Origin of the sequence: Paenibacillus andongensis (assembly GCF_025369935.1) — a bacterium.
GTDB lineage: Bacteria > Bacillota > Bacilli > Paenibacillales > NBRC-103111 > Paenibacillus_E > Paenibacillus_E andongensis.
Genome location: NZ_CP104467.1, coordinates 4,310,292 through 4,323,094, shown reverse-complemented (window position 1 = coordinate 4,323,094; position 12,803 = coordinate 4,310,292). Strand labels below are relative to the sequence as shown.

At 44.5% G+C, this 12,803-nt stretch carries 12 protein-coding genes; 9 read left to right on the top strand and 3 right to left on the bottom strand.

Features of this window, described 5'->3' with window-relative positions; genetic code table 11:
* The first annotated feature begins 17 nt into the window (after positions 1 to 17).
* From NYR53_RS19580 to NYR53_RS19565, 4 genes are all read left to right on the top strand, one after another.
* Positions 18 to 1,790 carry an acyl-CoA dehydrogenase FadE gene (locus tag NYR53_RS19580; RefSeq protein WP_261300906.1) on the top strand — a complete coding sequence of 591 codons (1,773 nt, stop codon included), beginning with the start codon at positions 18 to 20 and terminating at the stop codon, positions 1,788 to 1,790.
* A 35-nt stretch (positions 1,791 to 1,825) separates the two neighbouring features.
* Positions 1,826 to 3,496, top strand: a complete 1,671-nt coding sequence (locus NYR53_RS19575) for a long-chain-fatty-acid--CoA ligase (protein ID WP_261300905.1) — start codon at positions 1,826 to 1,828, stop codon at positions 3,494 to 3,496.
* A gap of 60 nt (positions 3,497 to 3,556) precedes the next feature.
* The gene (locus NYR53_RS19570) at positions 3,557 to 3,973 is read left to right on the top strand and encodes a PaaI family thioesterase (RefSeq protein ID WP_261300904.1); all 417 of its coding nucleotides are present in this window, start codon (positions 3,557 to 3,559) and stop codon (positions 3,971 to 3,973) included.
* Between the two features lie 299 nt (positions 3,974 to 4,272).
* The gene (locus NYR53_RS19565; RefSeq protein ID WP_261300903.1) at positions 4,273 to 5,871 is read left to right on the top strand and encodes a PucR family transcriptional regulator; all 1,599 of its coding nucleotides are present in this window, start codon (positions 4,273 to 4,275) and stop codon (positions 5,869 to 5,871) included.
* Between the two features lie 31 nt (positions 5,872 to 5,902).
* On the opposite strand, the gene NYR53_RS19560 is transcribed toward NYR53_RS19565, so the two are convergent.
* A complete protein-coding gene (locus NYR53_RS19560) occupies positions 5,903 to 6,772 on the bottom strand; it encodes a metallophosphoesterase (protein ID WP_261300902.1) in 870 nt (289 codons plus the stop codon).
* A gap of 149 nt (positions 6,773 to 6,921) precedes the next feature.
* On the opposite strand from NYR53_RS19560, the gene ytxJ reads away from it, so the two are divergent.
* The 3 genes from ytxJ (at position 6,922) to NYR53_RS19545 (ending at position 9,713) form a co-directional block, all read left to right on the top strand.
* Positions 6,922 to 7,263 (top strand): bacillithiol system redox-active protein YtxJ, encoded by a 342-nt coding sequence (gene ytxJ, locus NYR53_RS19555; protein WP_029194256.1) that lies wholly within the window; start codon positions 6,922 to 6,924, stop codon positions 7,261 to 7,263.
* A gap of 198 nt (positions 7,264 to 7,461) precedes the next feature.
* Positions 7,462 to 8,343, top strand: coding sequence for a DMT family transporter (locus NYR53_RS19550; protein ID WP_261300901.1), 882 nt, complete (start codon positions 7,462 to 7,464; stop codon positions 8,341 to 8,343).
* A 74-nt stretch (positions 8,344 to 8,417) separates the two neighbouring features.
* The gene (locus NYR53_RS19545) at positions 8,418 to 9,713 is read left to right on the top strand and encodes an MFS transporter (protein WP_261300900.1); all 1,296 of its coding nucleotides are present in this window, start codon (positions 8,418 to 8,420) and stop codon (positions 9,711 to 9,713) included.
* A gap of 92 nt (positions 9,714 to 9,805) precedes the next feature.
* On the opposite strand, the gene NYR53_RS19540 is transcribed toward NYR53_RS19545, so the two are convergent.
* The gene (locus NYR53_RS19540) at positions 9,806 to 10,972 is read right to left on the bottom strand and encodes a M20 family metallopeptidase (protein WP_261300899.1); all 1,167 of its coding nucleotides are present in this window, start codon (positions 10,970 to 10,972) and stop codon (positions 9,806 to 9,808) included.
* A gap of 164 nt (positions 10,973 to 11,136) precedes the next feature.
* On the opposite strand from NYR53_RS19540, the gene NYR53_RS19535 reads away from it, so the two are divergent.
* Both NYR53_RS19535 and NYR53_RS19530 read left to right on the top strand, forming a co-directional pair.
* On the top strand, positions 11,137 to 11,421 hold the full coding sequence (locus NYR53_RS19535; RefSeq protein ID WP_261300898.1) for a hypothetical protein: 285 nt from the start codon (positions 11,137 to 11,139) through the stop codon (positions 11,419 to 11,421).
* A gap of 93 nt (positions 11,422 to 11,514) precedes the next feature.
* Entirely contained in the window at positions 11,515 to 12,168 is a 654-nt protein-coding gene (locus tag NYR53_RS19530) for a GDSL-type esterase/lipase family protein (protein ID WP_261300897.1), read from the top strand.
* Here NYR53_RS19530 and trhA read toward each other — a convergent pair whose 3' ends face one another.
* Positions 12,169 to 12,801 (bottom strand): PAQR family membrane homeostasis protein TrhA, encoded by a 633-nt coding sequence (gene trhA / locus NYR53_RS19525; RefSeq protein WP_261300896.1) that lies wholly within the window; start codon positions 12,799 to 12,801, stop codon positions 12,169 to 12,171.
* Between the last annotated feature and the right edge of the window lie 2 nt (positions 12,802 to 12,803).

Here is a 12,803-nt window from a genome sequence, read left to right as displayed (position 1 = left end):
TAGAGGAGAGATGAACCATGGCGGAGAAAGTCGTAGGCGGTAGTTTTGTTATTTCGGATACGGATTTTCATGATATTGTGACCCCTGAGGATTTTACCGAAGAGCATCGCATGATTGCGGAAACAACGCGTGATTTCGTATCAGGGGAAGTCATGCCGAATGATGAGCATTTGGAAAAGCTCGATTATGATTTAACGGTAAAACTGATGCGCAGCGCGGGAGATCTCGGATTACTTGGCTCTGATGTACCTGAGATTTATGGCGGACTAGGGTTGGATAAAGTAAGTTCCACGGTGATTAGTGAAAATCTCGCCCGTGCTTCATCTTTTGCTTTATCCATTGGGGCGCATGTCGGGATTGGCACGCTGCCGATTGTATTTTTTGGTACCACGGAACAGAAGAAGAAGTATTTGCCCGACCTTGCGACAGGCGCGAAAATCGCGGCCTATTGTTTAACGGAACCAACATCCGGCTCGGATGCTTTGGGCGCAAAAACGACAGCTCGTTTGTCCGATGATGGCAAGTATTATCTTTTAAACGGATCCAAATTGTATATCACGAATGCCGGATTTGCTGATATTTTCATCGTTTATGCCAAAATCAACGGCACTGATTTCACAGCCTTTATCGTTGAGAAGGGTGATCCTGGCTTTACGATGGGGCCGGAAGAGAAGAAGATGGGGATCAAAGGCTCGTCGACGCGTCCGCTTTATTTTGAAGATGTCCGTGTGCCGGCCCAGAACTTATTGGGTGAAATCGGGAAGGGGCACCTGATTGCTTTCAACATTCTGAATATTGGCCGTTACAAATTGGCTACTGGTTGTCTGGGTGCTTCCAAGGAGACGATTGAGTTAGCTTCGAAATATGCGAATACCCGCCAACAGTTTAATACGCCTATCTCACGTTTTCCCTTGATTGGTAAAAAGTTGGCGGAAATGAACATTCAAACGTATATGTTGGAGAGCATGGTGTATAGAACGACTGGATTGTTCGATACCATTCTCAAGGATATTGATCATACGAGCCCGGATGCCGGTAAACATTCCTCAAAAGGGATTTCCGAGTACGCGCTGGAATGCTCCATTAATAAGGTGTTCGCGTCTGAAGTGTTGGATTTTGTTGCGGATGAGGGCTTGCAAATTCATGGCGGTTACGGTTTTATCCAGGAGTACAAAGTAGAACGTATTTATCGGGATTCACGGATTAATCGAATTTTTGAAGGTACGAATGAAATCAATCGCCTGCTCATTCCAGGTACGTTGGTGAAGAAAGCAATGAAAGGCGAACTGCCTTTGCTGCAAAAGGCACAAGCGCTGCAAGCAGAACTGCTCTCTATCGTTCCAGGCCAAACGTTCGAAGGCACGCTAGCCGAAGAGGTGCATCTGGTTTCGATGGCGAAGAAGGTTTTCCTGATGGTCGGTGGGCTTGCGGTACAGAAGTATGGTATGGCGCTAGAGAAAAATCAGGAAGTTTTAAGCATTTTAGCTGACATCATGATCCAAATTTTCGCTGCTGAAAGCGGTCTTCTTCGTACGCAAAAGCTGATTGAAAAAGCAGGGGAAGAAAAGGCAAAGAATGCGATCCAAATCACGACGGTTTTTGTTCATGAGGCCTTTGACAAAATTGAGGCATATGCGAAGGAAGCGCTCAGTACGATGGAAGAAGGAGATGTTCTTCGGACTCAATTATCTATTTTGAAAAAACTGTCTAGACGCAGCAGTGTGAATACGGTTGGTCTGAAGCGCGACATCGCCGCACGCGTTATTCAGGGTGAGAAATTCATCGTATAGTCATCGATGTCAAGAACCTAAGGGGATGGTTTGGAATGAATGAGGCAAAGCCTTGGCTGCGCCATTATCCGTCTGAAGTGGCACCGACTTACGAGTACCCGAAGCATAATCTTGCACGTTTGTTGGTAGATTCCGCGCATAAGTTTCCGGACCGGCCTTCCTTGTATTTCTTGGGGAAAACGCTGCGTTATCGGGAGGTATTGGACGCCTCCTATCGTTTTGCCAATGCTTTGAAAGAGTTAGGCGTTAGCCAAGGGGATCGGGTGTCGATTATGCTGCCGAATTGTCCTTCGGCTATCATCGCCTACTTCGGAACCCTGATGATGGGCGGGATCGTCGTCATGACGAATCCGCTTTATGTGGAGCGAGAGCTGGTTCACCAGCTCTCGGATTCCGGAGCAACTGTTATTGTAACGTTGGATTTGCTGTTTGATCGTGTGCAAAAGGCGAAAACGCAAACACCGATTCGACATGTGATTGTGACTTCAATTAAGGATTATTTGCCCTTTCCCAAAAATGTCTTATATCCGATTAAAATGAAAAAAGATGGTGCAAACCTTGCTGTCACATACGGGGAGGGTGTTTATTCTTATAAAAAGCTGCTCCGCGCAGCTTCTCGCGCCCCGATTTGTGTAGATGTGGAGGTTGACGAGGATATTGCCCTTCTTCAATATACCGGAGGGACGACGGGGATATCCAAAGGAGTCATGCTGACGCACACCAATTTGATTGCTAATACGTACCAAACCAGTCATTGGTGCTATCGTACTCGGATAGGTGAAGAAAGATTCTTGGGGGCTATTCCATGCTTCCATGTCTTTGGCTTGACAGTCTTGTTGAATCAATCCATGTATCGGGCAGGGATGCTGATTCTCATTCCAAAGTTTGATATCAACTTAATTTTGGACACGATTCATTCATTGAAGCCAACGATTTTCCCGGGTGCGCCAACCATGTACATTGCATTAATTAATCATAAACGCGTGAAGGAAGTAGATATTTCTTCTATTAATGTTTGTGTAAGCGGTTCAGCGCCGCTTCCGTTAGAGGTGCAAGAGCGCTTCGAGGCATTGACTGGCGGTAGATTAATTGAAGGTTATGGGTTGACGGAAACCTCCCCTGTTACGCATGCGAATCCCATTTGGGGTTTTCGGAAAATAGGCTCAATTGGGATCCCTTTTCCGGATACTGATACGAAGGTGGTTGATTCAGATTCAGGCCAAGAGCTGCCGGTTGGGGAAATTGGCGAAATTATTATTAAAGGGCCTCAGGTGATGAAAGGCTATTGGCAGCGAGAGTACGAAACGGCTATGACCATCAGAGATGGCTGGCTTTATACGGGCGACATGGGGCGTATGGATGAGGATGGGTTCTTCTCGATTGTTGATCGCAAGAAGGATTTAATCATAGCCGGAGGCTACAATATTTATCCGCGTGATATTGAGGAGGTTCTCTTCGAGCATCCGGCCATTCTGGAGGCTGTTGTTGCAGGGGTACCGGATGAGTATCGGGGAGAAACGGTGAAAGCATTTATCGTGTTAAGACCGGGAATGACGCTAACGGAAAAGGAACTTGAATTGTGGTGCCGTGAGCGATTGGCTGCCTATAAAGTGCCTCGGAAAGTCGAATTCCGCCAGTCTCTGCCGAAAACGATGATTGGAAAGGTGCTGCGCAGGCAATTACTAGAGGAAGAGAAGACGGTTTAAGAACTTCTTCCTGTTAACAATTAAGGGGAAGCCCTTTACAAGAGGAGTGGAGGGAATCCTATGGATGATGCTAACGAACGAATGAATAAGAGGCTGCAGCAATTAGCAGCATCAGCAGAGCCTACGTTTTGGGGCTTTCTTGGCTGTGAATTTGTAAGTATGCAAGACAATATCATCACGATTGCTTTGGAAGCCAAAACGCATCACTTAAACCCGATAGGGATCGTCCATGGCGGTGTACTATCTTCCTTGCTGGACAATGCGATGGGAATTGTTGTGATGGTGGCCAGACCGGAGGATAAGGTTGTAACAACGAATTTGAATGTTCATTTTGTAGCTCCGCTTTATGAAGGCCGATTATTGGTGACGGCTGAGCTTGTTCATCAATCCCGTAAGATGATAACTACGCAAGGTCGTGTTTTTGACCGTGAAGGCAATTTGGGGACGATTGGTACGGGAACGTTTCGAGTGATTTGAGGTTGATTCATTATAAAGGAGAGGCATGTGTTAAGCATGTCTCTCTTTTTCGCTGTATAGGAAATTCAAACTTTGCCTGCTCGCATCAGAGGTCTCGCTGAAAGCGCGGTTTTTGCGCTTATTTGTTCTAAGTTTTAGATTTCACTGTGCATATGTCATGTTTTCTGACATAAAAATAAAACAAAGTCATAAAACATTCATAAAATCCTACAGAATGTTATATAATCTAACATAAATCCATTGACTGAATTGGCAAGGTCATCCTATAATCATTTAAAAGGCACTAAGGGGGAAGCACAATGCATCTTACCATTCGTGAGGCATTATCCATATATCCTTTAACGGAAGCGAAGCTTGTTGCAGGCAAGCAAGGTGATTCACGCATCGTCAAATCAGTCAATGTGATGGATGCTCCTGACATTGCGGATTGGACGAAATCCGGAGAGATGCTCTTCACCACGGCTTTCGCGATGAAGGATAGTCCGCAAGAAACGGTTAATTTACTTCGTAAATTAAATGATCGTGGAGCTGCTGGGTTAGGGATCAAGCTAGGGCGTTTCTGGTCGGAGCTGCCGCAGATTGTTGCAGATGAAGCAGATCGGCTGCATTTTCCGATTATCGAGATGCCCTTTCAATTTACGTTCTCAGATCAAATGAATGCCCTATTTAACGCTGAATACCGCCGCAATACGCAGCTGCTGCAAAATGTTCTGGAGAAACAGAAGAAGCTGATGCAATTCGGATTGAAACAGGATAATATGCTTTCCATGTTCCAATTAATCAGTGACATTCTTGGTTATCCTATGGCGGTAGTGGGAGCTCGGGGACAAATTTTATATAACACAAGCACATGGAGTCCAGATCAACTCTCTCAGAATTGGCCGTGGAAACGGAAATCAGGCTGGGTGTACGCAGGTAAGGAACGCGCTTATCGTGTAGGACTGCATCAGCAGGACGATGAGCCTCTTGGACATTTATTGATAATTCCTGATGCGGTTCTACTCGCAAACGTGGAGGAAGGTTTATTCCAGCAAGCTGCAGATATCCTGACCTTCCATATGTGCTATACGTTCCGATCGCATGTTGAAGCATCCGCACAACGCGATTTACAAAACAATCTCATACGCTACTTGGATAAAGGAACCTCTTTAGAGGAATTCCTTGAACAGGCGGAAGCTAGAGGGATATCGATCTTTACAGGAGCTTATCAATGTGTGATTAGCAAAAATAAGCCTGAAAAACTGCTGGAGGAGCAGCCCCAACTTAAGCTCAAGAACCTCAAACAATATATGGAATCACATCCGAAATCAAGCGGTTTAACTGGACACCATTTTGTGTTCAAGGATTTGATGTTCTCGATCTATTCAACGAATCAGGTTGATGGGTTTCCAGAGGAAGAGCTGTCACAGCTTCTGACCAAGTACGCTAGCGATTCGGGATGCATCGAAGAAGCCGGTGAAATTGCTTTCTATACAAGCTCTATGAAATTAAAGCCAACAGCGTTAAGGGAAGCCTATATGGAATGTTTGGAGACGCAGCGTATGGCGTCCAAGCTTGGACTGCCAGATCGTGTGCTTCATTATGAAACCATCGAATTCGCACATCTCTTCCAGAACGTATCTTCCAGTATGATGGAAGATTACTGTGCCAAAATTCTACGTCCTTTACTTGAAAAAGATGCCGAGTATTCGCAAGAGATGATTCGAACTTTAGAGGTATTCATTCGTAATGATGGTCAAGTAAGCGAGGCGGCAAAGCAATTATTTATTCATAGGAATACCGTAACGTATCGCTTGGAGAAGATTAGTGATCTCTTACAGGTTGATTTCAAAAAAGTAAACGATCTATTAAAATTGAAGGCCGTCTTCTTGTTCCGCCAATTTTTACATGTTAGATAGTAAACATAAAACCCTGAGACGCTTTAGGCGCTCAGGGTTTTCGTTTTTCTAATGTAATTACAGTAATCTCCGGCCTGCACATCAGGCGAAAAGGGAGCGTCGTTGTTCCAATACCGCGATTGGTGTAAACAAGCATTTTCGAATTAGGCACTTCATTAAGCCCTATGACATAATTTCTACCGCGCGGTGGTGTAATAACAGCTCCAACTCCTGGTAACCGTATTTGACCGCCGTGTGTATGACCGGATAATTGCAAATCGATGGCGCGTTCAGTTGCCTTATCCGCAAAATCAGGACAATGAGAAAGCAGCAACGTAAATACTTGAGCATTGGCCCCGCGCAAGGTTTTCGCGATATCCGGTTTACCCGTCAGCATATCCTCAACGCCTGCTATTTGTATCGTTTGTCCTTTATAAGTGATCGTCTGAAAAGCGTTAACGAGAGATTGAAAGCCTCCGTTATGCAGGATCGGGAGCGTGTAGTTGTACCCAATCCACTTATCGTGGTTGCCAAGTACTGCCCATTTTCCCAAGGGTGCCTCTAAGCTGCCCAATAATTGACTGGTTAGATCTGGATCTTCATTAATATCTGCGTCAAATAAATCGCCAGTAAAACAAAGCATATCCGCTTTTTCTTTCTGAATAAGCTTCATGACGCGTTCTAAGTCCTGAAGGTCGAAGTGATGACCAATGTGGATATCGCTGAATTGTAGAAGTTTAATACCATGGAAGGCATTGGGGAGACGCTCGAAAGGCAGCGTTATTCTCGTAATCTCGACCCATTTGGGTTCCAAGAAACCAGCATAACTGCCAAGTAAACCTCCGGAAGCGATGAAAGAGCCTGCAAGCACAGTACCTTTCTTGAGAAAAGAGCGTCTTGAGATCGGGGGTGGTGATTGCATATGTTCCTCCTGTTCTTCCCTAGGAATATTTACAATTTCATTATACCAGTAAGTTAGAGGGGGTTGCGAGTTGTGCGAGTTGTATGATTTGCATATGATGGCTGCTTACTTTATAATCATTATTAACTAAAAGGAAGGGAGATGTTCTTATGTCAGCATGGAAAGAATTAACTACAGTAGAAGAGTGGCAGGAAGTACTGAATCGCTCCTCCGAGAAACCCGCTGTCGTTCTAAAGCACAGCACAACATGTCCGGTAAGTGCAAGCGCACTTGATGAATATGAGGAATATCTGTCTGGTAAACCAAATGCGGATGTGGATTATTTCTTAGTGAAAGTTATCGAATCCCGTCCGGTTTCGAATCAAATTGCTGAGGATCTAGGAATCAAACATGCGTCCCCGCAAATCCTTTATTTTAAAGATAAAGAATCCATCTGGAATACATCTCACTGGTCTGTTACAAACAAACATATCACAGCTGTTTTAGATTAATCCTATAATCCAATGCCAAAGAAGCCCTTGGTAACTGCCTAAATAAAAATAGGCGTTACTAAGGTTTTTTTTATTTTTTCCGTTGTATACATTTTACAATTAATTGAACGAAGTTTAAAAATGATTGGCAAGCCGTTCTTCCTCCTATATACTTATTTGGCAGCGATAAGATATCAACTTCTTGAGGAGTTACACATCATGAATGCTATGAATAAAACGAAAGTACCTATCTCCATATTTCTTTTAATCGGCATTATTGCCATTTCATTCTCAGCGATTTTTGTTCGCTGGTCAGATGCGCCTGCTTCTGTCATCGCGATGTACCGGCTTCTCATGACGAATGCCTTGATGCTGCCTTTTCTGTGGAATTATAGGAAAGAGATTGCTAGAATTCGACTAAGAGATTGGCTGAGAACAGCCATATCCGGTATATCGCTTGGTTTGCATTTCTTATTTTGGATGGATTCCCTTCATTTTACGACAGTAGCGAGTTCGACGGCTATTCTAACGTTAGAGCCCATTTTTGTGCTGCTCGGAGCGTTTCTTCTTTATGGACATCGGACTAGTCGGACGGCCTTGATCTCCATGTGTATGGCTATTGTGGGTGCCATTTGCATTGGGTGGGGGGATTTCCAATTTTCCGGTACAGCGCTTAAAGGGGATTTGTTATCACTGGTCGGTACGCTTGCTGTAGCCTTACATATGCTCTTAGGCAAAAGCTTAAGAGAACATATATCGGCTTTTGTTTATAGTTTTTTCGTTTTCTTATTCGCGGGTCTGGTACTTGCTGTCACGAACGTGTTCACAGGCGTGTCCTTTACTGCTTACCCAGCGAAAGAGTGGGGAATATTCTTACTTTTAGCTATTGTTCCTACGGTTTTTGGTCATTACGTATTTAATTGGCTGCTTAAATATATGAAGGCTTCTTCCGTTTCAATGACCGTCTTAGGGGAACCGCTGGGTGCCACTTTATTAGCTTATTTCTTACTTGGAGAAACGATCACAACCGTTCAACTGCTAGCCGGGTGTTTGCTGTTAGTTGGCGTGGGCATGTTTTTGCGCAGTAATGAAAAGCAGTAATTTTTTTTCGTAATTTATTGAACGTAGGTTGAATAATAACGACTGTCAAAAGCTTGCTTACGCGGAGGTATATTGTGAGATTTCGTGATTTTCATCGTAATGTCAAACTAAGAATTGGGCTATCCTTCTTATCGGGAACAGCCAATAATATGGTGCTTCCCTTCATGTCGATTTATTTTTCCGGAAAATTAGGAGATACAAGTGCTGGACTAGTCGTAATTCTTGGTATTCTTGCAGGAGTCATCGCGGGGATAATAGGCGGCTACTATGCGGATCGAATTGGGCGCAAAAAGCTGATGCTGACAGCAGAAATAGGTTGGATGCTCTGTTTCGTTGGAATGGCGATGGCTAATTCGGCTTGGCTTGAATCTCCGGGGATGACCTTTGTTTTGATGATTTTTGTTAGTATGTTCTGGGGCATTCATGGTCCTGCCAATGAAGCCATGCTGCTCGATGTAACTGCTCCGGATATACGAAAATTTATGTACGCCATCATGTATTGGATGAACAATTTATCTTTTGCAATAGCTGGGCTTGCAGGCGCTTTCTTATTCAAATCATATCTGTTTGAGCTGTTCATTGGCTTGTCCGTTATTGGCTTAGTCACTCTGCTCGTAACTTATTTCTTTATTGATGAAGTGTATCAACCACAAGCTGCTAGAGAGAGTAATAGTAGCCGAAAAGGAAGTCCGTCGATGTGGGCCAATTATCGAATGGTACTACGTGATAAAACCTTCATGATCTTCACACTAGCTTCTCTGCTGCTTGTCTCGGTTGAGTTTCATCTTGGTAATTATGTGGGTGTAAGGCTGGAAAGGGAGATGGTGAATATGCCATTCTTCCCATGGAATGAACAATCTTGGCATATTGACGGGTTGAAAATGTTAGGATTTATCCGCACTGAAAACACGGTGCTTGTCGTTGTTCTCTCCGTCCTTATGGGGGTTATGATGCGCAAGTTCTCCGATAGCAAAGTACTGTTCGTTGGGTACACCTGTTACATATTGGGTTACAGCTACCTTGCTTATAGCAATCACCCCTGGCTGCTGCTCATCTCGATGTTCATTGCAACGGTTGGAGAGCTTATGTATGTACCGATTAAACAAGCCTATCTGGGCAATATTGCGCCTGATCATGCAAGAAGCTCGTATATGGCATTATTCGGAATGGTGTATAAAGGGGCCATGCTCTTAGGAGGTTTCGGTGTCATGCTAGGCGGATTGATATCCTCGTGGATGATGGCATCTCTTATCGCGTTAAGCGGATTCGTTGGCATGATCATGTTCTATTCGATTCTAGCTCAATTAGAAGATCGTAAAGTGAAGGCGGAGATTAGCCACCAGGCTTCTTCTGCAAGCGTTTCGGCGTAAACAGACGAATCAAATAATCCGCAAATGAAACAGCCACATCAACAGAGCAGGAGCTCTGTTGCATGCGGCTGGTCTTTCGTATGGGGAGATGGTTATTTCTTCGCTGCAGCGAATTCCGCTTTGATTTTACTTAACAGCTCTGGGCTAGTGAGCACTTCGTATGCTGTGAAAGCCAGAAGTTTTGCCGTGAAAATCATAGCATTAAGCGCGGGTTCCTGCAGCGCCAGATCACGGAATTCCTTGGTGTGCAGCATATGTCTCTCGTCTACAACTTTGACGAATGGGTGAATCGTCGGGCATTGGGTAGACACGTTGCCTAGGTCGAGGGAACCATGATCCTTGCCAACTTCGATCTCTTTCGGATCAATTCCCATTGCTAATAACTGATCAGTGAAGACGGCTGAAAGTGTCTCATTGGTTCGAAGTTCGTCATACGAATACTCGTAAAAGGAAGTTTTCAATGTACAGCCGGTTTGCAGAGCAGCGCCCTCAGCGCAGTGAAGTACTTTTTGCACGAGCTCGTTCGTATATGTGCGGGATGCTGAGCGGACATAGAACTGAGCGACAGCATAGTCAGGGATAATATTTGGAGCTTTGCCGCCTTCGCTAATGATGCCGTGAATACGCGCATCAGACTTGGTTTGTTGGCGCAGTGCATTTATGGAATTGAACAGTTGAAGCACAGCATCAAGTGCGTTGACGCCTTCATAAGGTTGAGCAGCTGCATGAGCAGAGCGACCAAAGAATTCGTACTGGATAGCGTCCATAGCTAGCGATTCGCCTGACTTCTCATACGTATAGTAAGGGTGCGCCATCAGTGCGATATCCACATCTTTGAATAGTCCAGCCGCGGCCATTGGCACTTTGGCACCCTTCGTTTCCTCGGCAGGTGTTCCATATACACGGATGCTGCCGCCTGTTTCATCGATGACCGACTTAAGACCGATGGCGGCACCAATACTCATCATACAGATGAGATGGTGACCGCAAGCGTGACCCAGGTCGGGCAAGGCGTCATATTCAGCTAGGAAGGCTACGACAGGGCCCGCTTTACCAGAATCATAGGTAGCGATAAAAGAGGTTGCAATATCTAAGACACCGCGTTCAACGTGGAAGCCATGATGGGTCAATTCCTCCGTTAAGCGATCCGAAGCTTTAAATTCTTCATGCCCAAGTTCTGGGTTTGCTCCTATAAAGCTGGATATGGCTTTGAATCTGTCCGAATGGTTATCAATGGTTTGCGTAATGGTTGTTTTCATAAATGGAAGGCTCCTTTATTGAATGGTTCTTAGCTCCATTGTAGTATAAAGGAAGGCGAACTACCACTTTACAGCACACTGGGTTACAATTAATGAACAAAAAGAGTTAATATACGAAATCTTACCAAATAGATTTTTTGCGAAATAATTAGGGGGATTCTCAGATGATGAAATATGGAGCCGAACACGAAGAACACCGATTTACATTATCTTTCACGGAATCAGAGGTAAGAGGGCAATGGCGGGACATTTTCTTAAGTATTCATAAGGAGGTTGGCGAGGAGTTTCCGGAGGATTTAATCGATCCTTCTATACTCGTTATCTGTAATCTCGATGGAGAAATTGTTCAAATTGTCCTTCATGACGAGGGCTGTGATTGTGAATTTCAATTTACATTCTCGGAGAAAGCACAAATCGAAAATTATGTTAAGCAGCATGTAAACGTATAAAAAAACGACCAAAGAACTGGTTAGAATGTCCCTTCCCAAACTGGGCGCTGGCGCATATAGTATTATACGTCAGGCTTTAGGGAGAGGATAGCAATGGAAAAGACGATCAATTATTTGGCATTTGGAGATTCATTAACGGTTGGTTTTGGAGCTCCGGAAGGTCACGGATTCGTATCTATCTATCGGCAAAAGTTGGAGCAATTGCTGAAGGTTCCTATTCACTTAAAGCCTGCAGGCAAGAATGGTGCTACAACTAGTCAATTGCTTCAAACACTTGAGTTAGATCCGGAAATCCAAAAAGATATAAGAGAAGCGAATCTCATCACGATTACAGCTGGTGGCAATGACTTAATCCAGGCGGCAATTCCTTTCTTTTATCAGGGAGATCCTGCTTACTTAAAATCTGCTCTTCAAACGTATGAATCCAACTATAAGAAAATGATCGGAGAAATTGAGGCGCTGCGGAAAGGGATTGAGGAGCCTTTCTTAATCGTTTTAGTCGGGCTCTACAATCCTCTGCCGCAGGTGCCGGATGCCGCTTATTGGGTACAGCGTTTTAATTTATTTCTGCGCAAATTAGAGCAGCCTCATATTCTTGTGGTTCAAGTGTATGATGCTTTCGTAGGCGAAGATAGTCGTTATTTGTCTGAGGATGCCATCCACCCAAATGAAATTGGTTATGAAGAACTGGCGCGTCAAGTGGAGAATGCGGTTTCTCTCCAACACCTTCAGCAATTAATCCAATGATTAAGCCAGTATCACATACTCGAATATAGAGAAGAAATGACAGGCGCTACCAGCGAGAACGAAAATGTGCCAAATGGCATGGTGATAAGGGATGCGCCGCCATACATAGAAAATGGAACCAAACGTATAAAATAGTCCGCCTACGACGAGCCACACGATACCGCCTAACGGTAGGTTCATGTACAGTGGCTTAAATGCGAAAACGATCAACCAACCCATGAGTATGTAACAAAGGGTTGAAACCAAGATGAATCGTTTCACGTAGAATATTTTCAAGACGATCCCGACAAAGGCTAAGCCCCAAATCACGCCAAAGAAGCTCCAACCCAAGGGACCTCGTAAGGTGACGAGTAAATAAGGTGTATAGCTGCCAGCAATTAACAAATAAATGGCGGAGTGATCAAGAAGCTCAAACACATCCTTCAATCGCGGATGGCTCACACTGTGAAGCAGCGTTGAACAGGTATAAAGTATGACTAATGCTGCACCAAAAATGCTAAAACTGACAATGTGCCAAACAGTGCCATGTAAGGAAGCCTGCACAATGAGCAGGACAAGCGCTGCGATGCTTAACAACACGCCCACGCCGTGGCTGATAGCGTTGGCCTTCTCTTCCCGAACAGAATAGTCCATAA

What these genes read in the sequence shown, in the direction of transcription:
- NYR53_RS19570 (WP_261300904.1), top strand. Translation starts at nt 3,557, where the DNA reads ATGGATGATGCTAACGAACGAATGAATAAGAGGCTGCAGCAATTAGCA.
- NYR53_RS19550 (WP_261300901.1), top strand. Translation starts at nt 7,462, where the DNA reads ATGAATGCTATGAATAAAACGAAAGTACCTATCTCCATATTTCTTTTA.
- NYR53_RS19530 (WP_261300897.1), top strand. Translation starts at nt 11,515, where the DNA reads ATGGAAAAGACGATCAATTATTTGGCATTTGGAGATTCATTAACGGTT.
- NYR53_RS19575 (WP_261300905.1), top strand. Translation starts at nt 1,826, where the DNA reads ATGAATGAGGCAAAGCCTTGGCTGCGCCATTATCCGTCTGAAGTGGCA.
- NYR53_RS19535 (WP_261300898.1), top strand. Translation starts at nt 11,137, where the DNA reads ATGATGAAATATGGAGCCGAACACGAAGAACACCGATTTACATTATCT.
- trhA (WP_261300896.1), bottom strand. Translation starts at nt 12,801, where the DNA reads ATGGACTATTCTGTTCGGGAAGAGAAGGCCAACGCTATCAGCCACGGC.
- NYR53_RS19580 (WP_261300906.1), top strand. Translation starts at nt 18, where the DNA reads ATGGCGGAGAAAGTCGTAGGCGGTAGTTTTGTTATTTCGGATACGGAT.
- NYR53_RS19560 (WP_261300902.1), bottom strand. Translation starts at nt 6,772, where the DNA reads ATGCAATCACCACCCCCGATCTCAAGACGCTCTTTTCTCAAGAAAGGT.
- ytxJ (WP_029194256.1), top strand. Translation starts at nt 6,922, where the DNA reads ATGTCAGCATGGAAAGAATTAACTACAGTAGAAGAGTGGCAGGAAGTA.
- NYR53_RS19540 (WP_261300899.1), bottom strand. Translation starts at nt 10,972, where the DNA reads ATGAAAACAACCATTACGCAAACCATTGATAACCATTCGGACAGATTC.
- NYR53_RS19565 (WP_261300903.1), top strand. Translation starts at nt 4,273, where the DNA reads ATGCATCTTACCATTCGTGAGGCATTATCCATATATCCTTTAACGGAA.